23 protein-coding genes are annotated in these 25,144 nt (G+C 65.6%); 19 read left to right on the forward strand and 4 right to left on the reverse strand.

Features of this window, described 5'->3' with window-relative positions; translation table 11 throughout:
- Positions 1 to 7: 7 nt before the first annotated feature.
- The 14 genes from D7S89_RS11085 (at position 8) to D7S89_RS11150 (ending at position 17,137) form a co-directional block, all read left to right on the forward strand.
- On the forward strand, positions 8 to 415 hold the full coding sequence (locus D7S89_RS11085) for a MerR family transcriptional regulator (RefSeq protein WP_121277699.1): 408 nt from the start codon (positions 8 to 10) through the stop codon (positions 413 to 415).
- A complete protein-coding gene (aceK, locus tag D7S89_RS11090; RefSeq protein WP_121277700.1) occupies positions 412 to 2,241 on the forward strand; it encodes a bifunctional isocitrate dehydrogenase kinase/phosphatase in 1,830 nt (609 codons plus the stop codon). The genes D7S89_RS11085 and aceK overlap by 4 nt, the downstream gene beginning before the upstream one ends.
- Before the next feature lie 100 nt (positions 2,242 to 2,341).
- Complete coding sequence (gene can, locus D7S89_RS11095; protein ID WP_121277701.1) at positions 2,342 to 3,106, forward strand: carbonate dehydratase; 765 nt, start codon at positions 2,342 to 2,344, stop codon at positions 3,104 to 3,106.
- The gene (locus D7S89_RS11100; RefSeq protein WP_121277702.1) at positions 3,099 to 4,304 is read left to right on the forward strand and encodes an acetyl-CoA C-acetyltransferase; all 1,206 of its coding nucleotides are present in this window, start codon (positions 3,099 to 3,101) and stop codon (positions 4,302 to 4,304) included. Before can ends, D7S89_RS11100 begins: the two co-directional genes overlap by 8 nt.
- 74 nt (positions 4,305 to 4,378) lie before the next feature.
- Positions 4,379 to 5,056 carry an SDR family oxidoreductase gene (locus D7S89_RS11105; protein WP_121277703.1) on the forward strand — a complete coding sequence of 226 codons (678 nt, stop codon included), beginning with the start codon at positions 4,379 to 4,381 and terminating at the stop codon, positions 5,054 to 5,056.
- A gap of 43 nt (positions 5,057 to 5,099) precedes the next feature.
- On the forward strand, positions 5,100 to 6,248 hold the full coding sequence (locus tag D7S89_RS11110; RefSeq protein WP_121277704.1) for an acyl-CoA dehydrogenase family protein: 1,149 nt from the start codon (positions 5,100 to 5,102) through the stop codon (positions 6,246 to 6,248).
- Positions 6,249 to 6,262: 14 nt separating this feature from the next.
- Positions 6,263 to 6,700 (forward strand): YchJ family protein, encoded by a 438-nt coding sequence (locus tag D7S89_RS11115; protein WP_425470776.1) that lies wholly within the window; start codon positions 6,263 to 6,265, stop codon positions 6,698 to 6,700.
- A gap of 149 nt (positions 6,701 to 6,849) precedes the next feature.
- On the forward strand, positions 6,850 to 8,145 hold the full coding sequence (locus D7S89_RS11120) for a hypothetical protein (protein ID WP_147426630.1): 1,296 nt from the start codon (positions 6,850 to 6,852) through the stop codon (positions 8,143 to 8,145).
- Between the two features lie 340 nt (positions 8,146 to 8,485).
- Positions 8,486 to 9,820, forward strand: coding sequence for a dienelactone hydrolase family protein (locus D7S89_RS11125; protein WP_121277931.1), 1,335 nt, complete (start codon positions 8,486 to 8,488; stop codon positions 9,818 to 9,820).
- A 482-nt stretch (positions 9,821 to 10,302) separates the two neighbouring features.
- A complete protein-coding gene (gene bioA / locus D7S89_RS11130; RefSeq protein WP_245982802.1) occupies positions 10,303 to 11,652 on the forward strand; it encodes an adenosylmethionine--8-amino-7-oxononanoate transaminase in 1,350 nt (449 codons plus the stop codon).
- Positions 11,652 to 12,833 (forward strand): 8-amino-7-oxononanoate synthase, encoded by a 1,182-nt coding sequence (gene bioF / locus D7S89_RS11135; RefSeq protein ID WP_121277708.1) that lies wholly within the window; start codon positions 11,652 to 11,654, stop codon positions 12,831 to 12,833. The genes bioA and bioF overlap by 1 nt, the downstream gene beginning before the upstream one ends.
- Positions 12,830 to 13,549 (forward strand): dethiobiotin synthase, encoded by a 720-nt coding sequence (bioD, locus tag D7S89_RS11140; RefSeq protein WP_121277709.1) that lies wholly within the window; start codon positions 12,830 to 12,832, stop codon positions 13,547 to 13,549. The genes bioF and bioD overlap by 4 nt, the downstream gene beginning before the upstream one ends.
- A gap of 35 nt (positions 13,550 to 13,584) precedes the next feature.
- Positions 13,585 to 14,628 carry a biotin synthase BioB gene (gene bioB / locus D7S89_RS11145; RefSeq protein ID WP_121277710.1) on the forward strand — a complete coding sequence of 348 codons (1,044 nt, stop codon included), beginning with the start codon at positions 13,585 to 13,587 and terminating at the stop codon, positions 14,626 to 14,628.
- Positions 14,629 to 15,007: 379 nt separating this feature from the next.
- Positions 15,008 to 17,137: a phosphocholine-specific phospholipase C gene (locus tag D7S89_RS11150; RefSeq protein ID WP_121277711.1), complete on the forward strand. Its 2,130-nt coding sequence runs from the start codon at positions 15,008 to 15,010 to the stop codon at positions 17,135 to 17,137.
- Positions 17,138 to 17,201: 64 nt separating this feature from the next.
- Here D7S89_RS11150 and D7S89_RS11155 read toward each other — a convergent pair whose 3' ends face one another.
- A complete protein-coding gene (locus tag D7S89_RS11155; RefSeq protein WP_121277932.1) occupies positions 17,202 to 17,804 on the reverse strand; it encodes an RBBP9/YdeN family alpha/beta hydrolase in 603 nt (200 codons plus the stop codon).
- Positions 17,805 to 17,992: 188 nt separating this feature from the next.
- On the opposite strand from D7S89_RS11155, the gene D7S89_RS11160 reads away from it, so the two are divergent.
- The 3 genes from D7S89_RS11160 to D7S89_RS11170 are packed head-to-tail and all read left to right on the forward strand — an operon-like array spanning position 17,993 to position 20,499.
- Positions 17,993 to 18,943 carry a 2-hydroxyacid dehydrogenase gene (locus D7S89_RS11160; protein WP_121277712.1) on the forward strand — a complete coding sequence of 317 codons (951 nt, stop codon included), beginning with the start codon at positions 17,993 to 17,995 and terminating at the stop codon, positions 18,941 to 18,943.
- Positions 18,944 to 19,003: 60 nt separating this feature from the next.
- The gene (locus D7S89_RS11165) at positions 19,004 to 19,927 is read left to right on the forward strand and encodes a hydroxymethylglutaryl-CoA lyase (protein ID WP_121277713.1); all 924 of its coding nucleotides are present in this window, start codon (positions 19,004 to 19,006) and stop codon (positions 19,925 to 19,927) included.
- Between the two features lie 38 nt (positions 19,928 to 19,965).
- Positions 19,966 to 20,499, forward strand: coding sequence for a YbaK/EbsC family protein (locus D7S89_RS11170; RefSeq protein WP_121277714.1), 534 nt, complete (start codon positions 19,966 to 19,968; stop codon positions 20,497 to 20,499).
- 48 nt (positions 20,500 to 20,547) lie between these two features.
- Here the strand turns inward: D7S89_RS11170 and D7S89_RS11175 are convergent, their stop codons facing one another.
- Positions 20,548 to 21,198, reverse strand: coding sequence for a TetR/AcrR family transcriptional regulator (locus D7S89_RS11175; protein ID WP_121277715.1), 651 nt, complete (start codon positions 21,196 to 21,198; stop codon positions 20,548 to 20,550).
- 228 nt (positions 21,199 to 21,426) lie between these two features.
- Between D7S89_RS11175 and D7S89_RS11180 the strand changes: the two genes are divergently transcribed.
- Entirely contained in the window at positions 21,427 to 22,371 is a 945-nt protein-coding gene (locus D7S89_RS11180; RefSeq protein ID WP_121277716.1) for an alpha/beta hydrolase, read from the forward strand.
- A gap of 183 nt (positions 22,372 to 22,554) precedes the next feature.
- Here D7S89_RS11180 and D7S89_RS11185 read toward each other — a convergent pair whose 3' ends face one another.
- Entirely contained in the window at positions 22,555 to 23,496 is a 942-nt protein-coding gene (locus D7S89_RS11185) for a DMT family transporter (RefSeq protein WP_121277717.1), read from the reverse strand.
- A gap of 118 nt (positions 23,497 to 23,614) precedes the next feature.
- On the opposite strand from D7S89_RS11185, the gene D7S89_RS11190 reads away from it, so the two are divergent.
- Positions 23,615 to 24,142 (forward strand): Lrp/AsnC family transcriptional regulator, encoded by a 528-nt coding sequence (locus D7S89_RS11190; RefSeq protein ID WP_121277718.1) that lies wholly within the window; start codon positions 23,615 to 23,617, stop codon positions 24,140 to 24,142.
- Here D7S89_RS11190 and D7S89_RS11195 read toward each other — a convergent pair.
- Positions 24,139 to 25,056, reverse strand: a complete 918-nt coding sequence (locus D7S89_RS11195; RefSeq protein ID WP_121277719.1) for an alpha/beta fold hydrolase — start codon at positions 25,054 to 25,056, stop codon at positions 24,139 to 24,141. The two genes, D7S89_RS11190 and D7S89_RS11195, sit on opposite strands and share 4 nt — an antisense overlap.
- Positions 25,057 to 25,144: the final 88 nt, after the last annotated feature.

Raw genomic sequence — 25,144 nt, forward strand, 5'->3', positions numbered from 1 at the left:
GAAGACCATGACCCAGCACTACACGATCACTGAACTCGCGCGCGAATTCGACGTGACGCCCCGCGCGATCCGCTTCTACGAAGACCAAGGCCTGCTTTCGCCGAGCCGGGAGGGCGCGAGCGGCTTGCGGCGCGTCTACTCGGGCCGCGACCGCACGCGCCTGAAGCTGACGCTGCGCGGCAAGCGGCTCGGCTTCACGCTGTCGGAGATCCGCGAGCTCCTGAACCTGTACGAGTCGCCGACCGACACCGTGTCGCAATTGCATGCGTTTCTCGCGACGATCGCCGAGCATCGTGAGGTGCTCGAACGTCAGCTCGAAGACCTCAACGCGACACTCGAGGATCTGGCGCAATACGAAACCCAATGCCGCGCGATGCTGGCTGTGAACGGCGCAGCACAAGCCGAGCGTTCATGAACCACTTCCCCAAGCTGCTGTCGTCGCAGATCGGCTTCGATGTCGCGCAGACGATGCTCGAAGGCTTCAACCGCCACTACCACGTGTTTCGCGAAGCGGCGGTGCGGGCCAAGACGCTCTTCGAAGCGTCCGACTGGCATGCGCTGCAAAAGCTCGCGCGCGACCGCATCGCGTCGTACGACGATCGCGTCGACGAATGCGTCCAGCGGCTCGAGGACGAATACGACGCCGAGAACATCGACGACGAGATCTGGCAGCAGATCAAGCTGCACTACATCGGCCTGCTGACGAACCATCTTCAGCCCGAGTGCGCGGAGACATTCTTCAACTCGGTCTGCTGCAAGATCCTGCATCGCTCGTACTTCAACAACGACTTCATCTTCGTGCGGCCCGTCATCTCGACGGAATACCTCGAGAACGACGAGCCGGCCGCCAAGCCCACCTATCGCGCCTACTACCCGGGTAAAGACGGGCTCGCGGCCACGCTCGAGCGTATCGTCACGAACTTCCAGCTCGAGCGGCCATTCGAGAACCTCGAGCGAGACGTCGCCTGCGTCATCGACACGATCCATGAGATCTACGGCCCGTTCTCCGAAGCGTTCAACTTCCAGGTGCACGTGCTGTCCTCGCTGTTCTTCCGCAACAAGGCTGCGTACATCATCGGCCGCATCATCAACGGCGAGCTGCTGCTGCCGTTCGCGGTGCCGATCCGTCATACCAGGCAGGGCCTGCTGGCACTCGACACGGTGCTGCTCAAGCGCGAGCAGCTGCAGATCATCTTCAGCTTCTCGCACTCGTACTTCCTCGTCGACATGGATGTGCCGTCGGCCTACGTCGACTTTCTCGGCACGTTGATGCCGGGCAAGCCCAAGGCCGAGATCTACACCTCGGTGGGCCTGCAAAAGCAAGGCAAGAACCTGTTCTACCGCGATCTGCTCAAGCATCTGTCGCACTCGAGCGATCACTTCATCATCGCGCCCGGCATCAAAGGGCTCGTGATGACGGTGTTCACGCTGCCCTCGTTCCCGTACGTCTTCAAGGTCATCAAGGACACGTTCCCGCCGCCGAAGGACACGACGCGCGAGAAGATCCAGGAGAAGTACCTGCTCGTCAAACGGCACGACCGCTTAGGGCGCATGGCCGATACGCTCGAATATTCGAGCGTCGCGCTGCCGCTCGCGCGGCTCGACGACTCACTCGTGCGCGAGCTCGAGAAGGAAGTGCCGTCGATGATCGAATACGAAGGCGATTGCCTCGTGATCCGGCATCTGTACATCGAGCGCCGCATGGTGCCGCTGAACCTGTTCCTGCAACACGGCACCGAGGCCGACATCGAGCACGCGATCAAGGAATACGGCGACGCGATCAAGGAGCTCATGCAGGCGAACATCTTCCCCGGCGACATGCTCTACAAGAACTTCGGCGTCACCCGTCATGGCCGCGTCGTGTTCTACGACTACGACGAGATCGAATACCTGACCGACTGCAACGTGCGGCACGTGCCGCAGGCGCACAATGACGAAGATGAACTGTCGGCCGAGCCGTGGTACGCGGTCGGTCCCCACGACATCTTTCCCGAAACGTACGGCACGTTCCTGCTCGGCGACCCGACCGTGCGCGAATACTTCATGCGCCATCACGCGGACTTCTTCGATCCCGCGCTATGGCAAAAACACAAGGAGCTGCTGCTCAAGGGCGAGCTGCCCGACTTCTTTCCCTACGATCAGGGCGTGCGCTTTTGCAAGCGCTACCCCGAGCGCTTCGGCCAGCGTGATCACCCAAGCGGCGAAGCCGACGGCCGACCGCACAGGGCGAACGCAGTGTGAGCCGCGTGCGTGCCGCCAACGTGCAATACGCATCGCTTACCGCGCCACGCGCGCGAACCCGCCCTGACGCCTTAATTCAGCTCAATCGACACGACGCATCATGAACGAACAAAATCATCCGCTCGCCCAACTCTTTGCCAACAACGAAGCCTGGGTCACGCGCAAGCTCGCGAAAGATCCGCAGTACTTCTCGCGCCTTGCCGATCAGCAAACGCCCGAATACCTGTGGATCGGCTGCTCGGATTCGCGCGTGCCCGCGAACCAGATCATCGGCCTGCCGCCCGGCGAGGTGTTCGTCCATCGCAACATCGCGAACGTCGTCGTGCATACCGACTTGAACTGCCTGTCGGTGATCCAGTTCGCCGTCGATCTGCTGAAGGTCAAGCACATCATGGTGGTGGGCCATTACGGCTGCTCGGGTGTCGGCGCCGCACTCAACAATCGCCGGATCGGGCTGGCCGACAACTGGCTGCATCACATCCAGGACGTGCGCACCAAGCATGCCGCGCTGCTCGAGGAATGGCCGATCGGCGACGCGCGCCACCGCCGCCTCGTCGAACTCAACACGATCGAGCAGGTCGTCAACGTGTGCCGCACGACCATCGTCAACGACGCCTGGGCGCGCGCGCAACCGCTGACGGTGCACGGCTGGGCCTACGGCGTGCACGATGGGCGCGTGCGCAATCTCGGCATGACGATCTCGAACCCCGAGATGCTCGAAGAAACGTATCAACGCTGTGTTGCCGCCGTCTCCGCCCACGGTGCGAGCTCGGCGCAAAACGATGTCGTAGCTGCCGATGCCGCACAACTCAAAGACGTCGCGACGGTCGTCGACGGCGTGATCAAGGAGCTCAAACATGACTGAAGCAACGCGTAACGCACAGGACCCGATCGTCATCGTCAGCGCGGCCCGCACGCCGATGGCGGGCTTTCAAGGCGACTTCGCTTCGCTGACGGCACCGCAGCTCGGCGCCGTCGCGATCGAGGCCGCCCTGGCCCGCTCCGGCCTGAAACCCGAACAGATCGAGGAAGTGCTGATGGGCTGCGTGCTGCCCGCCGGGCTCGGCCAGGCACCCGCGCGGCAGGCAGCGCTCGGCGCAGGGCTGCCGCTCGCGACGGGCTGCACGACCGTCAACAAGATGTGCGGCTCGGGCATGCGTGCGGCGATGTTCGCGCACGACATGCTCGCGGCCGGCAGCGTCGAGGTGATGATCGCGGGCGGCATGGAAAGCATGACGAACGCGCCGTATCTGCTGCCCAAGGCGCGCGGCGGCATGCGTATGGGCCACGGTCAGGTCATCGACCACATGTTCTATGACGGCCTCGAGGACGCCTACGAGAAAGGCCGTCTGATGGGCACGTTCGCCGAGGAGTGCGCAGCCTCGTTCGGCTTCACACGCGAAGCGCAGGACGCGTTTGCCATCGAATCGCTCCAACGCGCCAAGCGCGCGAACGAAGACGGTTCGTTCGACTGGGAAATCGCACCGGTGAAGGTCGCCGGCCGCAAGGGCGACGAAGTCACGATCTCGCGCGACGAGCAGCCGTTCAAGGCGAACCTCGAGAAGATCCCGACGCTCAAGCCCGCGTTCAGCAAGACCGGCACCGTCACGGCCGCGAACTCGTCGTCGATCTCCGACGGCGCGGCCGCGCTCGTGATGATGCGCGCGTCGGTCGCCGATCGGCTCGGCCTGGTCCCGCTCGCACGCGTCGTCGGCCATTCGACGTTCGCGCAAGAGCCGTCCAAGTTCACGACGGCGCCCGTCGGCGCGATCGGCAAGCTGCTCGACAAGAACGGCTGGCGCGCCAGCGACGTCGATCTGTACGAGATCAACGAAGCATTCGCCGTCGTCACCATGGCAGCGATGAAGGAGCACGCCATCGCGCACGAGCAGGTCAACGTGAACGGCGGCGCCTGCGCGCTCGGCCATCCGATCGGCGCATCGGGCGCACGCATTCTCGTCACGCTGATCGGCGCATTGCGCAAGCGCGGCGGCAAGCGTGGCGTCGCGAGCCTGTGCATCGGCGGCGGCGAGGCGACGGCGATGGGCATCGAAATCGCCTGATGCCGCGCACGCACGTGTAGTACGTGGCGCGCACGGTCTCCGATCGTTGCGCGCCCCTTTTGCGGGAGGACAGTATGAGTACCGCATTGATCGTCGGCGCCTCGCGCGGCATCGGCCACGAGTTCGTGCGCCAGTATCGGGCCGCGAATTGGCGCGTCATTGCCACGGCGCGCGACGTCGAATCGCTCGACGCACTCGAGCGCCTGGGCGCCGAGCCGATTTCGCTCGACGTGACCGAGCCTGACGAGATCGCCGCACTGGCAGGTAAGCTTGGACAGACGCGGCTCGATGCCGTCGTGATCGTGGCCGGCGTGTATGGCCCGCATACGGAAGGCGTCGAGCCGTTCACGGCCGACGACTTCGACTACGTGATGATGACGAACGTGCGCGGCCCGATGTTGCTGATGCCGATCGTGCTACCGCTCGTCGAAGCCGCGGACGGCGTGCTGGCCGTGCTCTCGAGCCGCATGGGCAGCACGAGCGAAGCGACCGGTACGACCGGCTGGCTCTATCGCGCAAGCAAGGCCGCACTCAACAACGCGTTGCGCATGGCGTCGCTACAAACGCGGCATGCCACCTGCGTCGCGCTACATCCGGGCTGGGTGCGCACCGACATGGGCGGACCACAAGCGGCCGTCGACGTCGATCGCAGCGTTGCGGGCATGCGCCAGCTCATCGCGCAGGCCGGCGCCGCGCACGCGTCGTTCAACGGCCGCTTTCTGCAATTCGACGGCCTGCCCATCGATTGGTAGGACAACCAAGCAATCGAAATCAAGGACTAAGGAGACTCACGGCATGGTGCTCGATCAGGATCACACGATGATCCGCGACGCGGTGCGCACGTTCGTGCGCGAGGCGATCGCACCGCACGCGGCGCGCTGGGATCGCGAGCGCATCTTCCCGAAGGACGTGCATCGCGAACTGGCCGCGCTCGGCGCGTACGGTGTGCTCGTGCCACAGGAATACGGTGGCGCGGGACTCGACGCGCTCGCGCTCGCGTTGATTCTCGAAGAGATCGCGGCGGGCGACGGCGGCACGTCGACGGCGATCTCCGTCAACAACTGCCCCGTGTGCAGCATCCTGCTGGCCTATGGCAACGATGAGCAAAAGCGCGACTGGCTGACGCCGCTCGCGCGCGGCGAGATGCTCGGCGCGTTCTGCCTGACCGAACCGCAAGCCGGCTCGGATGCCTCGGCGCTGCGTACGACTGCGGTGCGCGACGGCGACGGCTACGTGCTGAACGGCGTCAAGCAATTCATCACGAGCGGCAAGCACGGCGACGTGGCGATCGTGATGGCCGTCACCGACAAGGCAGCCGGCAAGCGCGGCATCAGCGCATTCATCGTGCCCACCAACACACCCGGTTACGTGGTGGCGCGCGTCGAGGAGAAGCTCGGCCAACATTCGTCGGACACCGCGCAAATCGTCTTCGAAAACTGCCGCATCCCCGCCGCGAACCGTATCGGCGGCGAAGGCGAAGGCTACAAGATCGCGCTGTCGGGGCTCGAAGGCGGCCGCATCGGCATTGCGGCGCAAAGCGTCGGCATGGCACGCGCGGCATTCGAAGCCGCGCTCGCGTATGCGAAGGAACGCGAAAGCTTCGGGCAAACGCTGTACCAGCACCAGGCCGTGCAGTTTCGCTTTGCCGAGATGGCGACCCAGCTCGAAGCGGCACGCCAGCTCGTCTGGCATGCGGCGGCGCTGAAGGATGCGGGACGACCCTGTCTGACCGAGGCAGCGATGGCCAAGCTGTTTGCCTCCGAGGCGGCTGAGCGCATTTGCTCGGCGGCACTGCAAGCGTTCGGCGGCTACGGCTACGTCAACGACTTCCCGGTCGAGCGAATCTATCGGGACGTACGCGTGTGTCAGATTTACGAAGGCACGAGCGACATCCAAAAGATCCTCATCGCGCGCGGTCTCGCAACCGCCGACTACGCGGCATGAGCGCGGGCATTTCAATGTTCGACGCACCGCGCGAGTGCCCGTGCGGCGGCACGGCACCGGGGCGCTCGCCGTCCGCCCAAGCGCCCCGCTTCGCCGATTGCTGTGGCCGCTACCTCGACGTCGGCGGCTTGGCAGCGCCCACGGCGCTCGAACTGATGCGCTCGCGCTATACGGCCTACGTGCTCGGCGACGTGGCGTACCTGCGCGCGACGTGGGATCCGGCCACCTGTCCCGCCGACCTCGACGTCGATCCGCAGGCCGCCGACTCGCCGCGTTGGCTCGGCTTGCAGGTCAAGCGCTTCGAGGCGCTCGATACGACGCACGCCATCGTCGAATTCGTCGCGCGCTACAAACAAGGCGCGCGCGGCCATCGGCTGCATGAGGTGAGTCGTTTCACACGCGGCGAAGACGGGCGCTGGCGCTACGTGGACGGCGACGTAAGCGAGCGCTGACATAGAAAACAGGCTCCTTGACTTTCAGGTGCCTGCCCACGAGTCTGACGAAAGCAAACAAGCGCTTGCGTCAGACAGCAAGGTGAAACGGTCAGTCAGGTCTGACGCGCGACGTGTCCAACCGGAAGACGCTCGCGGCAGTCACGACCATGAAACGTGCACTCACAATCGCAGTACTCGCCCTCACGGGTCTGCTGCTCGCTTGCAGCGGGAGCACCGTAGTCGGCATCGGCATCGGCATCGGCGTCGGGAGCGGCAGCGGCGCCACGCCGACGCCAACCGTAGCAACCGTGCAACTGGGCGCAGAAAACCTCGTCTTCGACACACAAGCGCGCACGAACCTCGGTTTCCAGTTCGGCCCGCCCGACGGCACGCTCGGCGCCGTGCGCAATGCCGACAACACGTACACGTTCTTCGTGTCCGCACGCAGCAACTCGACCTGCGGCGGCAGCCCTCTCACGCAAGGCACCTATCGCCTGGCCGGCAGCCTGACCGCCATCGGCGCGTCGGGCTCATGTCGTGCGCTGATGACGGCGGGCGGCGACCCGAACGGCTACACCTTCGATCGCGACTACGCTGGCGGTGGCCCCGTCCTGCCGATTTCGAACGGAGCAGGGCAAACGGCACTGCTGCTCGCCTATCACGGCGAGTGGCAAGGCGGCACCTGCGCGAAGACGAACAAGTGCTTCTACGGGTCGCTGGGCATGGCCGTTTCGTTCGACGGCGGCGCGACCTTCGCGAAGCTCGGCGAAATCGTGCAGCCGACGATCCCGCGCATGACCTCGATCGATGCGGGCAGAAATCTCGACGTCGGCGGCGGCACGATGGTCATTGCCGACGGCAACGGTCGGTTCCTGTCGAATCCGGCCCTCGCCGATCCCGCCGACGTCTATCTTTATATTTTCTACAGCGACAAGGATCCCGCGGCGAGCACGACGGCACCCTGCGCTGCGAATGCCTGCCTGGCAGTGGCCCGCGCGCGGCTCGCCGATGTCGCGCAAGCGGCGCTCGCGCGCAACACGGCCGCGTTTCCGCAGCTGTTTCATAAGTTCTATCTGGGCGCGTTCACCGAGCCGGCCACGAGCGGCGACGCCAACGCCGCGCAGCCCGCCGGCCACTACACGCCCGTCGTCGCTGACGCGGGCAACTATCCGACCGTCGTCTACGATACTTCGGTCGGCCTCTATGTGCTCGCCTACACGGTGAACAACAACGCGATCGTGATGCGCTCGGGCGATACGCTGCTCGATTGGTCGGCGCCCCTCGCGAGCGGCGCGATCAGCGCGCCCGGCATGAGCTTCCTCTACACCACGCTGATCGGCGACACGGCAGATACGACGACGAGCGACGGCAGCCCGTGGCTCTATTACGTCCGTGCGCCGAAGTGGCCCGACTGGCCCGATGCGGTCGTGGTGGCCCGACAATTGCATCTCTCCGTGCAGTAGCGAACGGTCGGTTGCGCCGGCATGCGTTGCGGGTTCTCCTGCATTGCGCAGGCAATTTCGAACCGGCTACGATAAACCTCGTTTGTGGCGGGAATCATCAGACGTTTAATCGCGTCGACGTCAGCACCGCTTACCGGTCACCCAAACGCGCCCCTAGCGGCGCAACCGACCCGCCATGTTTTCAGCGGCTTTACGCCGTCCGGCTGTCGGCTCGTGCCGACCCGCCGATAGCGTGAACTGCGGCCATTGCCGGTCTCTTTTCGAGCAACGGATCAAAACGGGGCGCGTGGATACTGACCCATGTCGGCATCCACGCATGAACATCAAAGCGGGCACGCGCATGAGTTGGAAACAAGTTTTCGTCGGATCGATATGCGTGTGTGCATGGGCAGGCGCTCATGCAGCCCCGAGCGCGTCCTCCAGTGACGCCGGTCCCTCATACGGCAAGCAGGCGACGTCGGGCATCGAGCTCGTGTCGAACAGCCCGGGCCGCCTGGCCTCGGCCCCGATCGAACATCTCGGTTTCGTCGATACGGACCTGCCCGAACTGCCGGCGAACCTGAACGAGCAGATCGTACGAATCCCTGTCGATGCCGCGGGTACGGTCACGCTCGAGACGACGATCTTTCGGCCCGACGGCCCTGGCCCGTTCCCGATGATCGTGTTCAACCACGGCAAGACCGAGGGCGACCCGCACAACCAGTCGCGCAGCCGGCCGATCGCGTTCGCGCGCGAATTCGTGCGGCGCGGGTATGTAGTCGTGGCGCCCAATCGCGAAGGCTTCGCCGAGTCGGGCGGCAGCTACCACCAGGAAGGCTGCGACGTGGAGAAGAACGGCGTCGCACAAGCCGGCGACGTGGCCGCAGCGATCGCCTATATGTCGAAGCAATCGTACGTCGACGCGTCGCACATCGTCGTGGCCGGCACTTCGCACGGCGGCCTGACGACGATTGCCTACGGCTCCAGCGCCGCGCAAGGCGTGCGCGGGCTCATCAACTTCTCGGGCGGCTTGCGGCAAGACGCCTGCACGGGCTGGCAAGACAATCTCACGCAGGCGTTCGGGCACTATGGCGAGCACGCGCGCGTGCCGTCGCTGTGGCTGTACGGTGACAACGATTCCGTGTGGACCTCCGAGCTCACCGCGCGCATGTACGGGGCCTACGTCGAGCACGGCGCGCACGCGAACATGATCGACTACGGTTCGTACAAGAACGACGCGCATCGCCTCGTCGTCGATCGCGACGGCGTGCAAGTGTGGTGGCCGGTCGTCGATGCGTTCCTTGCCCGTGTCGGCATGCCGACGCGCGTCGCGTACCGCGTGGCCGAACAGGCCGCGCCGCATGCCTCGGGCTACGCGACGGTCGATTCGGTCAGCGCCGTACCCTATGTCGATGCGGCCGGCCGCGCCGCCTACCGCAAGTTCCTGAGCCAATATCCGAGCCGCGCGTTCGCGCTGTCGTCCTCGGGCGCCTGGTCGTGGGCCGAGGGCGGCGACGATCCGCGCACCATGGCACTCGCCAGTTGCCGGCGCGAAAACCACGGCTCGCCGTGCCGCCTGTATGCGGTCGACGATACGGTCGTCTGGAACGAGCGCTCGAGCGACACGACGCAGACGGCCGATTCGAACGACGAAACGACGGTGACGGGCGTCGACGCGCTCGCCAGCCGGAACTAACTCCACGCGGGTTCTACGCGCGCACCGCCATCGGTGCGCGCCCTTTGTCGCTCGCGTCACGCGCGTCTTCTTGCGTGCGCCTTGTCACGCGCATTACGTCCCCTCGAACGAAACGCCTCGCACCCTCGCATTTTTTCCGTCTGACTCCCCCGCGCATGCCTGATTTTCCCGCTTGAGCGGACCGGTTCCGCGCCGCTCAAACACGATTTTTTTCGGCGGATAGGCTCACTCTGCCGTCGCTATCTCCGAACATTTCAATCGATTTGCCATGAACCGTCGCAAGTTGCCTGGAAATGACGCTAACTGCTGGTTAGAAATCGACGCGCAAAAGCGTGCAATGCGAACCGGAACGCGGTACGCTCACGCCGTTTTTGAGCGCGTCGGCCACTACGTCGATGCGCGAAAGTAGGGACCTGTCACGCGTTTTCTGCATGAGTGCGCACCCGTCACACGATTTGCGCGCTCGTCCTTCGGAGCGGCTATTGGACACACGAGCACAAGCAACTGACGATTGGGTCGCGCGCAGCCTCAAGGCCGTCTGGCATCCGTGCACGCAGATGAAGCATCACGAGCGGCTGCCGCTGATTCCCGTCGCGCGCGGCCAAGGCGCATGGCTGTACGACCGCGCAGGACACCGCTATCTCGACGCGATCAGTTCCTGGTGGGTCAATCTGTTCGGTCATGCCAATCCTCACATCAACGAGGCGCTGAAGGCGCAGCTCGATACGCTCGAGCACGCGATGCTGGCCGGCTGCACGCACGAGGGCGCCATCGAACTGGCCGAACGGCTCTCGCAGCTCACGCACGGCACGCTCGGTCACGCGTTCTTCGCGTCGGACGGCGCGTCGGCCGTCGAAATCGCGCTGAAGATGAGCTTTCACTTCTGGCGCAATCAAGGTCATGACGAGAAGCGCGAATTCGTCTGCATTGCTAACGGTTATCACGGTGAAACGATCGGTGCGCTCGGCGTGACCGATGTCGCCCTGTTCAAGGACGCCTACGATCCGTTGATCCGCTGCGCGCACGTCGTTTGCTCGCCGGACGCACGCGGCGCGCAAGCCGGTGAAAGCGCCTTCGATGTCGCGGCGCGCGCGCTGGCCGACGTGCGAGCGCTGTTCGAGCGGCGCGCATCGCACATCGCCGCGCTGATCGTCGAGCCGCTCGTGCAGTGCGCAACCGGCATGGCGATGCACGATGCGTCGTACATCGCGGGGCTGCGTGCCCTGTGCGACGCCTACGGCGTGCATCTGATCGCCGACGAAATCGCTGTCGGATGCGGCCGCACGGGCACCTTCTTCGCCTGCGAGCAAGCCGGTGTCTGGCCCGACTTCGTATGCTTGTCCAAGGGCATCAGCGGCGGCTATCTGCCGCTCTCGCTCGTGCTCACGCGCGACGCGATCTTCGCCGCGTTCTACGACGACGATACGACGCGCGGCTTCCTGCATTCGCATTCGTACACGGGCAATCCGCTCGCGTGCCGCGCGGCGCTCGCCACGCTCGATCTGTTCGACCAGCACGACGTGCTGGCCGCCAATGCGCGCAAGTCGGACAGGCTGTTCGAGGCGCTCGCGCCGCTTGCCGGGCACGACTCGGTACGCCATCTGCGCCGCTGCGGCACGATCGTCGCGTTCGACGCCGCGCTCGAAAGCGACAGCGCACGCGCGTTCTCGCGCAGCTTCTTCGAGCAGGCCCTCGCGCGCGAGTTGCTGCTGCGTCCGATCGGCACGACGGTCTATTTGATGCCCCCCTACATTCTCGACGACGAAGAAATCTCGCTGCTTGCCTCACGCACGCGCGAGACCTTCGATGCGACGCTCGCCAAGGTTCGCTGATGTTGCTGCTCGATACCCTGACCCAAGGACTCGTCGATCTCGAGGCGCGTGGCCTCACGCGGCGCCGCCGCATCGCGGACACAGCCTGTGCCGCGCATATGACCGTCGATGGCCGCGACATCGTCGGCTTCGCGAGCAACGATTACCTGGGCCTTGCCGCGCACCCTGCGCTGGTTGCCGCACAGGCTGAAGGGGCGCAGCGCTATGGCGCCGGCAGCGGCGGCTCGCATCTGCTCGGCGGACACTCGCGTGCGCACGCCAAGCTCGAAGACGACCTGGCCGCGTTCGCAGGTGGATTCGTCGACGCGCCACGCGCGCTGTCGTTCTGCACGGGCTACATGGCCAATCTCGCGACGCTGACGGCACTCGCCGGTCGCGATGCGACACTGTTCTCCGATGCGCTGAACCACGCTTCGCTGATCGACGGCGCGCGCCTGTCGCGTGCCGATGTCCAGATCTATCCGCACGGCGACGCCGAGGCACTTGCGGCGATGCTCGATGCTTGCGACTCACCCGTCAAAGTGATCGTGACCGACAGCGTGTTCAGCATGGACGGCGATATCGCGCCGCTCGCCGCGCTGCTCGCGCTGGCTGAGCAGCATGGCGCCTGGCTCGTCGTCGACGATGCGCATGGTTTCGGCGTCCTTGGCCCGCAAGGACGTGGTGCACTTGCGCATGCGGCACTGCGCTCGCCGCATCTCGTCTACGTCTGCACGCTCGGCAAGGCAGCGGGTGTCGCCGGCGCGGCAGTCATCGCGCACGAGACCGTCATCGAATGGCTCGTGCAGCGTGCGCGCCCCTACATCTTCACGACGGCCGCCGCGCCCGCCGTCGCGCACGCGGTATCGGCGAGCCTGACATTGATCGCCAGCAGCGAGGGCGATGCGCGGCGTGCGCACCTGGCTGCGTTGATCGAGCGCACGCGCGCCATCCTCGAGCGCACTCCCTGGCAACCCGTCGATTCGATGACGGCCGTCCAGCCGCTCATCATCGGTGAGAACGAAGCGACGCTGGCACTGGCGGCGAAGCTCGATGCAGCTGGCCTGTGGGTGCCCGCGATCCGTCCGCCGACGGTGCCGGTCGGCACGTCGCGGCTGCGCATCTCGCTGTCGGCCGGCCACTCGTTCGACGACCTCGCGCGGCTCGAAGCCGCATTCGATCGCTTGGGGGAGACGGCATGAACCCAGCCCTGTCGCTATTCGTCACCGGCACCGATACCGAAATCGGCAAGACGCTCGTCTCGTGCGCGCTGCTGCGCGGGTTCACACAAGCCGGCCTGCGCGCGGCGGCGATGAAGCCGATCGCCGCGGGTGCCTTTGAGCGTGACGACGGCTGGCATAACGAAGACGCCGACGCGCTCGATGCAGCCGCAAGCGTCGTGCTGCCGCCCGCGCTGCGAACGCCGTTCCTGCTCAAGGCGCCGGCCGCCCCCCACATCGTCGCCGCGCACGAAGGCGTCACGCTCGACATCGCGCCGATCGTCGAGGCTCACGCAGCAGCCATGCGACAAGCCGATGTCGTGGTGGTCGAGGGCGTCGGCGGCTTTCGCGTGCCGCTGACCGATTCGCTCGACACCGCCGATCTCGCAGTCGCGCTCGGCCTGCCTGTCGTGCTCGTGGTCGGCATGCGCCTCGGCTGCATCAGCCACGCGTTGCTGACCGCCGAAGCGATCGCTGCGCGCGGGCTGCGCCTGGCGGGCTGGGTCGCGAACTGCGTCGACCCGGCCATGCACTACACCGAGGAAAACATCGAAGCGGTACGCGGATGGCTCGCACGCGAGCACGACGCGCCGCTCATCGGCACGGTGCCGCATCTGACGCCCGCTTCGGCGCTTGATGCCGCGCGCCGTCTCGACATCGACCTGCTATTGCAGACGCTGCGCGCGACGCGGCGCTGACTCACCCGAACTCACTTCCTACGAGGATTGACGACATGACTCAAGCTCAACCCGCCAGCGCGCCGGCCACCGCCTCCATCAATGCGCCGAGCCCCGTGCGCTGGCGCGTCGCCGACGTCGTCGCGCTTTACGACCTGCCCTTCAACGACTTGCTGTTTCGCGCGCAGCAGGTGCACCGCGAGCACTTCGACGCCAACACCGTGCAACTGTCGACGCTGCTGTCGATCAAGACCGGCGGCTGTGAAGAAGATTGCAAGTATTGCTCGCAATCGTCGCATTACGACACGGGCCTGAAGGCCGAGAAGCTGATGGACGTGCAAGACGTGCTTGAGGCGGCGCGCGCGGCGAAGGACAGCGGCGCCACCCGCTTTTGCATGGGCGCCGCCTGGCGCAGCCCGAAGGACCGCCACCTCGAGCCGATCAAGGACATGATCCGCGGGGTGAAGGAAATGGGCCTCGAGACCTGCATGACGCTCGGCATGCTCGAGGAGCATCAGGCCCATGCCCTGCGTGAAGCCGGGCTCGACTACTACAACCACAACCTCGACACGTCGCCCGAGTTCTACGGCCAGGTCATCTCGACGCGCACGTACGAAGATCGGCTCGAAACGCTCGAGCGCGTGCGCAATGCTGGCATCAACGTCTGCTGCGGCGGCATCATCGGCATGGGCGAATCGCGGCGCGAACGCGCGGGCCTGATCACGCAGCTGGCGAACATGAATCCGTATCCGGAGTCCGTGCCGATCAACAACCTCACGCAAATCGAAGGCACGCCGCTCGCCGGCACCGAGCCGATCGATCCCTTCGAGTTCGTGCGTACGATCGCCGTGGCCCGCATCACGATGCCGCGAGCGATGGTGCGGTTGTCGGCGGGCCGTCAGAAGATGGACGAGGGCTTGCAGGCATTGTGCTTCCTGGCCGGCGCCAATTCGATCTTCTACGGCGACGTGCTGCTGACGACGGGCAACCCGCAGACCGACGCCGACAATAAGCTGCTCGCGCGGCTCGGCATGCGTGCCGACAGCTTGCAGCAGGCGCCTGCCGCGAGTGAATGCGGCACGGGGTGTGCGACGAACTGAGGCACCTGCTTCCTGGCGTCAGCCGCACGACCTGACGCCATCCTTCACCGCGCCCGGGTGCCTCGCCGGGCGCGGCACGCGCGCCCCCTAAGTCCCCCTTCGGCGCGTACGCCAAGTTTTTGTGCAGACCGGCCTGACTATTTACACGTCCGCCCATCCCCTCCCCTCCGCATTTCACATATTTTTCTTATCGTTTCGTCACACTAGTGTGCCCGTCATCGGCATGCCTGTGCCCGCGCCGTGCGTGTCTCGCGCGCCATCAAGCCGACGACAGCCAAGGGCCGCTATGGCAATCGAGATGGATCAACGTCGATCCAACCATCGACATCGATTGCGCCCGGCCTCCTCCCGACAAAGACGTTAACGAAAAGAGAAACCGATGACTTCCAACAGCCGCCGCCGTTTCCTTCAATCGATGGCCCACTCGGCCGGCGCCGCCGCCGCGCTCACGATGTTTCCCGAATCGATCCGCCGCGCGCTCGCCATTCCCGCTGCCATGCGCACCGGCACGCTGCGCGACGTCGAGCACATCGTCGTCTTCATGCAGGAAAACCGTTCGTTCGATCACTACTTCGGACACCTGTCGGGGGTGCGCGGCTATAACGATCGCTTTCCGATCCCGCTGCCGAACGGCAAGCCCGTCTGGTATCAGCCGTCGCAAAACAATCCGGCGCAGCCCGTCACGCCGTTTCATCTGAATACGCAGACGACCAGTGCCCAATGCGTCGGCGCGCTCGACCACTCGTGGGGCAAGACGCACGGCGCAATCGACGGCGGCCGCTACGACCAGTGGCCGGCCAACAAGTCGGACCTGACGATGGGCTACTACCTGCGCGCCGACATTCCGTTCCACTACGCGCTGGCCGATGCGTTCACCGTCTGCGACCAATACTTCTGCTCGCTGCCCGGCCCCACACATCCGAACCGCTCGTATCTGATGACGGGCACGATCGATCCGACCGGCACGATGGGCGGCCCGCTGCTCGACAACAACGACTACGTCGACGGCGACGTGCCGCCCGCCTATCAGCTGCTCTCGTGGACGACGTTTCCCGAGCGCCTCGAAGCAGCCGGCATCTCGTGGCAGATCTATCAGCAGGGCCTCACGTGGCAGGACCCCGTGAACGGCAACTACGGCACGAACATCCTCATGAACTTCGCGCAGTACATCGACGCGCCGCAAGGCTCGTCGCTGCAACGCCGCGCGAACACCGTGCGCTCGCTCGACCAGTTGAAGGCCGACGTGCTGGCCGACAATCTGCCGCAGGTGTCGTGGCTGCTGCCGCCTGCCGTTTATTCGGAGCACCCGAAGTACACGCCCGCTTATGGCGCGGAGTACACGTCGCAGATCCTCGACGCGCTGACCGCGAATCCCGAGGTGTGGAGCAAGACGGTGCTGTTCATCATGTACGACGAGAACGACGGCTACTTCGATCACATCGTGCCGCCCCAGCCACCCACCTCGCGCGCGCAAGGCCTCTCGACCGTCACGACCGACGGCGAAATCCACGACGTCGTGAACCCGGGGCGCGGCGGCCATTACACGCCAGACAACCTGCCGTACGGCCTCGGGCCGCGCGTGCCGATGACGATCGTCTCGCCATGGACCAAGGGCGGCTTCGTGTGCTCGCAAGTGTTCGATCACACCTCGGTGATCCGCTTCATCGGCAAGCGCTTCGGCATCCACGAACCGAACATCACGCCGTGGCGCCGCGCGGTCTCGGGCGACCTGACGTCTGCCTTCGACTTCCGCTCGCCGGACGCGTCGATGCCGGCGCTGCCCGACACCAGCAACTACAAGACGATCGCCGACAATCAATGCGCGACGCTGCCCACGCCGAGCGTACCCGCTGCGCCGAGTGCGATCGATCCGCAGGAGCCCGGCGTGCGCCGCTCACGTGCGCTGCCCTACGAGCTTCATGTGCACGCGCACGTCGACGCAGCGCCGGCGCGTCTGATCGTCGACTTCGTCAATACCGGCGAACAGGGGGCGCATTTCCACGTCTACGCGACCGATCGTACGGACGGCCCGTGGCGCTATACGGTCGAAGCGAAGAAGTCGCTGCGCGAAACGTTCGACCTGGGTGTGACCGGTGGTGCCTATTCGTTCCGCGTATACGGCCCGAACGGGTTCATGCGCGAATTCGCCGGCAACGTGGCGGCAGCGAGCGGTCACGAGCACAAGCACGCCGCGCGGCCCGAAGTGAAGGCCGCTTATGAAGTCATGGACGGCCACTTGTGCCTCGCCCTCGTCAATCGCGGCAACGCGCCCGTGCGGCTCGCGATCGTCGACAACGCGTATGGCGAACGTACACGCCATGTCGAGCTGCCGCCCGAAAGCGAGCGCGTCGAACGCTGGCCGCTCGCCGGCAGCCACCATTGGTACGACCTGACCGTCTCCGAGCACGAGACGCGCACGTTCGTACGGCGCCTGGCAGGCCACATCGAGACGGGCCACGCGAGCTTCACGGACCCGGCTGCGGTGGCGCCCGTTACGTCGCTCGCGTAACGCGTCGATGCGGCAGCGCTCACCGATGGGCGCTCACCGATGGGCGCTGCCGCAACCAAGCTGCTCACGCAACCGCGTGCCGCCCCGCTTGCTGCGGCTCCTCGGAAAAGCGCAACGGCGCCGCACATCGGATCAGTGTGTCGACGAAGTGTTTCGCGCGCGGCCACGGGCCGAAACCCGAAGCGACGTTGATGTGACCGACATCGCCAAGGTTCACGAACGCGCTGCCCAAATGCTGCGCGAGCCAACGCGCATCGGCTAGCGGCATCCACGGATCGGTTTCGCTGCCGACCACGATCGACTGCACGCCGAGCTTGCGGGCCTGGAACGCACCTGCGTACGCGAACTTCTCAGGGCTCGCGGGGGCGACGAACAGCACGCCGGCCACCTGGCCTGCATAGGCGCCACCGGCCAGCGCATGGGCCGTCGCCAAACATCCGAAGCTGTGCGCAGCGAGCACGAGCGGGCCGCGCGCCTCGTCGAGCGTCTCGCGCACGCGCTGCGCCCAGCCGGCCACATGCGGCGCATCCCAATCGTCCTGCGTCACGCGGACCGAGCGTGCGAACTGCCGCTCGAGCCAAGTCTGCCAATGACCGGCCTCGCTGCCGTGCAACCCTGGCACGGTCACCAGGCGCGGCGGCCACATCGATTTGCTGCATCCAAGCATGTCGACTCCCGTGAGCGTCGGAATAGCGCAGACCATTCTCTGGCGGGCGGTGGGTCGTGCGAACCAAGTTTTTCTGCTTTGCTTATGGTGGTCGGACCGGCCGGTTCACGCGAGCGCGGCCGAAAACGTAGAATGGCGGCTATCGATCAACGTTCGGCGCGCCGCGCCGCAATGCACGCCGCTCGCGCATGAAGATCCTCGTGTACCTGCCGTCTTCCGACGAAGCCGCCGCCTGGTTGCCCTCGCTGGCCCGGACGCTGCCCCACGCCGACATCCGTTTGTGGCAACCCGGCGATACCGATAGCGCCGACTACGCCATCGCATGGCGGCCGCCGCGCGAGTTTTTTACGCCGCGCGCACAGCTCAAGGCCGTGTTCACACTCAGTGCCGGCGTCGACGCGCTGCTCGCGCTCGAGCGCCACGAACCGGGCACGTTGCCGCACGGCGTGCCGCTCGTGCGACTCGAAGATGCCGGCATGGCCACGCAGATGGCCGAGTACGTCACGCATGCCGTGCTGCGTTACCTGCGCCGCTTCGACGAATACGAGCTCGCGCAGCGGCAAGCCGCGCCGCGCTGGCAGCCGCTCGAGCCGCACACGCGCGAGACGTTTGCCGTGGGCGTGCTGGGCCTCGGTACGCTAGGCGCCCACGTCGCCACGACGCTCGCGGCGTTCGGTTTTCCCGTGCGCGGCTATAGCCGCGGAGAGAAAGCGCTCGACGGCGTGCGCACGTTTGCGGGCCCGGCGCATCTCGATGCGTTTCTCGACGGCTTGAAGGTGCTCGTGAACCTGCTGCCGAGCACACCGTCCACCGACGGCATCCTGAACCGTCACACGTTCGCGAAGCTCGCACGCGGTGCCTATCTGGTGAACGTCGCGCGCGGCGCGCATCTGGTCGAAGACGACTTGTTCGACGCGCTCGCGAACGGTCAGCTCGCCGCGGCCACGCTCGACGTCTGTGCCGAGGAGCCGCTATCGCCCGGGCACCGCTTGTGGCACACGCCGCGTGTGACGATCACACCGCATATCTCAGCGCTGACGCTGCGCGAACCCTCGATCGCACAAATCGTCGCCAAGATCGAAGCGCTCTCACGCGGCGCGCCCATCAAAGGCATCGTTGACTACACACGCGGTTATTAGCCGCGCCGTCGCGATGCACCCTGCGCTTATTTCAACAAACATTCATTCAGGAGACAAAAAATGTCCTTGCCACGCGCAGTGAAGATCGTCGAAGTCGGCCCGCGCGACGGGCTGCAAAACGAAAAGCAATTCGTTTCGACCGACGTGAAGATCGCGCTCGTCGACCGCCTCGCGGCCGCAGGCTTCCAGAACGTCGAAGCGGCGTCGTTCGTCTCGCCGAAATGGGTGCCGCAGATGGCCGACGGTGCCGAGGTGATGGCTGGCATCGCGCGCCGGCCCGGCACGATCTACTCGGTGCTGACGCCCAACATGAAGGGCTTCGAAGCGGCGCTCGCCGCGCGCGCCGATGAGATCGTGATCTTCGGTGCGGCCAGCGAAGCGTTCTCGCAAAAGAACATCAATTGCAGCATCGCCGAGAGCATCGCGCGCTTCGAGCCCGTCGCACGCGCCGCGAAAGAGAACGGCATCCGTGTGCGCGGCAGCATCTCATGCTCGCTCGGCTGCCCTTATCAAGGCGACGTGCCGGTGACGTCCGTCCTCGACGTGGTGCAACGCATGGCCGCGCTCGGTTGTGACGAGATCGACATCGCCGACACGATCGGCGTAGGCACACCCAAGCGCACGCGTGAGGTGCTCGCGTCCGTCACGAAGGTGTTCCCGCGCGAACGGCTGTCGGGCCACTTCCACGATACGTATGGCCAGGCGCTTGCGAACATCTACGCAGCGCTGCTCGAAGGCATCGAAATCTTCCACGCGTCCGTGGCAGGTCTCGGCGGCTGCCCTTATGCAAAGGGCGCAACCGGCAACGTGGCGACCGAAGACGTGCTTTACCTAATGAACGGTCTGGGCGTCGAAACCGGCGTGGACCTCGATCAGGTCGTCGCGATCGGCGATTTCATCTCGAACGCGATCGGTCGCACCAACGTCTCGCGTGCGGGGCGTGCACTGCTGGCCAAGGCCAAGAGCGATGAAAGCGCCTGCTGAGCGCGCACCAACCGATCAGAACCCCGAGACGATTCGATATGGATAACGAAGTTTCCTCATCGGCCCCTGCGTTCGACGCGGCTGACCCGCTCGCGGCACTGCCCGATGCGGCTCGCCGCGTCGCGCTGCTGTTGCGCGATTGCGGGCATCGCAAACCGGTCGTGATGCTACCCGCGACGGGCAAGACTTCTGCCGAGGCCGCAGCCGGCCTCGGCTGCTCCGTCGCGCAGATCGCCAAGTCCATCCTCTTTCGCCGTTGCGAAGACGACCGGCCTGTCCTCGTCGTCGCCAGCGGCGCGAATCGCGTCGACGAGCACAAGGTCGCACAGCAGGTCGGCCCGATCGCGCGCGCCGACGCGAAATTCGTCCGCGAGAAAACGGGCTATGCGATCGGTGGCGTCTGCCCGATCGGGCATCTGACGGCCCCCGTCACGCTGATCGACGCCGACCTGCTGGCGCTCGACAGCCTGTGGGCCGCCGCAGGTCATCCCCACGCAGTGTTCAATCTGTCGCCGCAGGAGCTCGTCGCGCTGACGGGCGCGCCGGTGGCCGACGTCGCCCTGCGCGCGTGACGCGCGATCCGGCGTGGGCCGCTGCGATGCGGCAGCGGCCCACGTCGTTCACGGCCGATAGTGGTCGAGAAACATTGCCACGGCCTGCTCCACGACGCGCGTGCGCTCGGCTTTGCCGGGCGCCACGGCGAGGCCCAGCACGCGTGGCCACAGCAACGACTCGTTGATGAGACCGAGAAACTGCTTCGCGGCAAGTTCGGCATGCGGCACGCGCAACGCGCCGCGCTCGTCGAGCTCGCGCAGATAGCCGACCAGCACCTTCATCGCGGGCGCCTTGCCCGCTTCGAAAAAGCGCTTCGGCAACTCGGGAAACCGCGCACTCTCGCTGACGACCATCTTGATCAGCGCGATCGACGAAGGCGGCATCCAGAAGTCGGCCACCGCATGCCCGAGCCGCAGCAATCCTTGCTCGGCATCGTCGAGCGCGGCAGCGTCGGCGGCGATCTGCACGATCGGGAAGTCACGCCAGATTCGCTCGACCGCCGCCTCGAACAGCGCTTCCTTGCTCTCGAACTGGTTGTAGACGGTGCGCCGCGCGGCGCCTGCTTCGTTGGCGACCAGCTCCATGCTCACGCCTTCATAGCCCAAAGCGAGAAAGACGCGCATGGCGGCGTCGACGATCGCCTCGCGCTTGAGCGAGGCCGGGGCGTCCGGCGTCGCTTGAGCGGCGCTGCGCGCGGAAGTCGGTGAATTCGACATAGACGATTCGGTTTCCAGCAATGCAATGGCAGTCGAGCGACTGATGGAGCGGCCCATGCAGTGCATTGACAGCACTGCACTCATCCGTGCATAGTTGCGCCCTATATTGCACTGTACAGTGCAATGCGTGACGTGCCCGAGCATACCATGCCCTGGCCGCGTGCCGCCGTTCGACCGTACTAATGCTTTGGCGCCTTGCGCGCCTCCACGCTATTCGGAGCCCCCACCATGCCGCTTGATCCCGACATCGCTTCGTTGCTTGCCCGCGCAAAAGAATCGGGTGCGCCCGCACTCGAACAAATGACCGTCGAGCAAGCACGCGCAGCGGCGCAGGGACTGCCGCGCATGCAACGGCCATCCGAGCCGGTCGCAAGCGTCGATGCGTTCGAGATACGCTCCGCCGACGGCACATCGATTCCGCTGCGCATCTATCGCCCCCATGTCGACACGACGGCACCACTGCCGATGCTCGTCTATGCGCACGGCGGCGGCTGGATTCGCGGCACGCTCGATCAGTACGACAGCCCTTGCCGCGCACTCGCCAACGCAGGCCGCTGCCTCTTGATCGCCGTCGATTACCGGCTCGCGCCGGAACACCAATATCCGCTCGCGCTTCACGATGTCTACGCCGCGCTCGCTTGGGCGCGCGAACACGCAAGCGAGCTGGGCGGCGACGCAGCACGGCTCGCGCTCGGCGGCGACAGCTCGGGCGGCAATCTCGCGGCGGCCGGCGCGCTCATGGCACGCGAGCGCGGCGGTCCGCGGCTGGCGCACCTGCTGCTGTTCTGGCCGCCGCTAGATCATGCCTGCTCGGCCGCGTCGTATCGCGAGTTCGCCACCGGCTACATGCTGTCGACGGCCGCGATGCGTATGTGCTGGGACTACTATCTGCCCGATGCGCAAGCGGGTGACGAACCCTACGCCTCGCCGCTGCGCGCACGCGACCTTTCACGCTTACCGCAGACAACCGTCATCACAGCGGAATACGATCCGCTGCGCGACGACGGCGAGACGTTTGCGGCGCGCCTGGCCGCAGCCGGTGTAACGACGCGGCTCGTGCGGCTGCCAGGCATGATTCACGCGGCGTTGCATATGGACGGCATTGCGCCGGCCGCTCACCGCGTGTTCGACGAAGCGGGAGCCGCCTTGCGACATGCGTTCGCGAGGGACTGACGCCGATGATCTTCGGCTTAGCGAGAAGAGAAAGCAGAAGGGGCAAGGCCCCAAAAAAAGAAAACCGTTCGCCACCTTATGGCGAACGGCCAATTTCCGACGTGATCAGCGTCGTAAACATCATACCGAGGCGGTGGGCAAGGCCGCATCGGTGATTTCCCTGCGAATAGGCGACATCGCCTTTCAATCACATTCACAAACGCTGGCGGCGGCAGCTTGTACTTGCGGCCGCGGCAACGAGCGCCGTGCCGGCACGATCCGCCAGCCCAGGTTGATTGCGGCCGCCGCCATCAGAATCAGCACGGCACCGAGCCATTGCACGGCGGCGAGCGTCTGGCCGAATGCGAAGCGGTCGACGATGATTGCGACCACCGGATAGATGAACGAGAGCGCGCCCGTCATCGCCGTCGGCAGCTTCTGAATCGCCCCGTACAGCAGCACGTACATCACCCCGGTATTGACGACGCCGAGCGTGACGAGCTGTGCCCAATGCTCATGCGTCGCGGGCAGCGCATGAAAGTCGACGAACGGCGCGAGCATCACCGCACCGATCGTCACCTGGATCAACGCGATCAAGTGGGGCGCCGTGCCCTTCAAGCGCTTCGTGATGATCGACGCAATCGCGTACAGGAATGCCGCACCGAGCGAAAACGCGATGCCTTCCAGATACTGCCCCGGCACGGCCAGCACCGCGGGCTCGACCTTGACGACGAACGCGAGCCCGACAAACGCGACGACAAGCCATGTCGCCGTGGACGCCGTCACGCGTTCGCGGAATATCAGTGCACCGAGTGCGACGAGCATGAACGGCTGCGTGTTGTAGGCGGCCGTCGCCATCGAAATCGAGGCGCGCGAATAGGCGGCGAACAGCAGCACCCAGTTCGCGACCATCGCGGCGCCGCCCGCGCTGGCAAGACCGACGACACGCCACGACAGCGCGTCGCGCCGCACGAGACCCAGCGCGACGCAGACGAGCGCAAGCGTAATCGCCCCGAACACGCAACGAAAGAACACGACGTTCAATGGCGACTGCTGGGAAGCCACGACGAGCCAGCCGATCGTGCCCGACATCAGCATTGCTGCGGTCATTTCGGCGGCGCCGCGCCGGATTTCCTGGGTAGCCATGTGAATCACTCCAACGGGAAGCGGTTTCGATGCAAATCAGTGTAGCGATTCCCCTTGGTCGCAGACATGGCTAAACTAAGCCCACACCGGCCAACTTGACTTCGAAACGAAGGTGAACATGGCGAAACGCCTTTCCGATGCAGCAAACGGCGCGCTGCTCGACGAAACCGATCGCGCACTGCTCGTCGCGCTGGCCGAGGACGGCCGCGCACCGGTGGCCGACCTGGCCCGTCAGGTGGGGCTCTCGGCGCCAAGTACGGCCGAGCGGCTGCGGCGCCTTGAAGCGAACGGCGTCATCGAACGCTACACGGTGGCGATCGATCCGCGCGCGCTCGGCTTCACGTTGCAGGCGATCGTGCGCGTCAAGCCGCTGCCGGGCCAGCTGCACCTGGTCGAAGAGGCGCTGCGCCGCATTCCCGAGTTCGTCGAATGCGACAAGGTGACCGGCGACGATTGCTTCGTATGCCGCCTCTACTTGCGCTCGATCGAACAGCTCGACGAGATCCTGTCGAAGGTGACGGAACGCGCGGAAACCAGCACGGCCATCGTCAAATCGACACCGGTGCCACGCCGGCTGCCGCCGCTCCAGTCAGCGGAGCCGCACGACAGCGAGGCCACGCGCGGCACCGTCCGTCGGACACGCTAACGTGCGTGACGTTTGACGGACACCGTCGGCTCAGCCGCTTCGAAGAAGTCGAGCATTTCGTCGACGAGCGCATCGGGCGCTTCTTCGGGGATGTAATGGCCGCATGCGAGCGCACGGCCGCTCACGTCCCGCGCGACGTCGCGCCACAGCCTCAAAGGATCGAAACACCGCGCGACGACGCCGTGCTCGCCCCACAGCACGCGCAGCGGACAGCCGATCTTGCGGCCGCGTTCGACATCGGCGCGGTCGTGTTCGAGATCGATCGTCGCCGCGGCGCGGTAGTCCTCGCACATCGCATGCACGGCACCGGGCTGGCTCAACGCCTCGCAATAGGCCTGCAGCGCATGCGGCGCGAACGGTGCAAGTCCCGCATGGCGCGAGCCCATCACGCTCTCGATGTAGGCCCGCGGATTGGCGCCGATCAGCGTCTCGGGCAACGGCTCGGGCTGAATCAGAAAGAACCAGTGAAAGTACGCGGTCGCAAAAGCGCGATCGGTCGCTTCGTACATCGCGAGTGTCGGCGCGATGTCGAGCAGCATCAGCCGCTCGACTGCATCGGGATGATCGAGCGCCATGCGATGCGCGACACGCCCGCCGCGGTCATGTCCGCAGACGAGAAAGCGCTCGAAGCCGAGATGGCGCATGACGGCCACCTGATCGGCTGCCATGGCACGCTTCGAGTACGGCAGGTGCGTGTGATCGCTGGGCGGCTTGCCCGATGCGCCGTAGCCGCGCAGGTCCGTCATGACGACGGTGAAGTGCTGCGCGAGCCGCTCCATACATCGATGCCAGATCAGATGCGTCTGCGGGTGGCCATGCAACAGCAATAGCGGCGCCCCCGCGCCGCCCTTGAGCCCAAAGATGTCGACACCGTCATGGGTGAGCGTGAACGGAGTAAAGTCGGGCACTGACATAACGCTCGCTCCTGTCTCTTGTCTCTTGTCGTTGTTCGCGCAGTGATTGGCGCTTTCCGTATTCTAGGAGCGCACATGACACGCGCTC

The sequence above is a fragment of the Trinickia fusca genome, assembly GCF_003628145.1.
Classification (GTDB): domain Bacteria; phylum Pseudomonadota; class Gammaproteobacteria; order Burkholderiales; family Burkholderiaceae; genus Trinickia; species Trinickia fusca.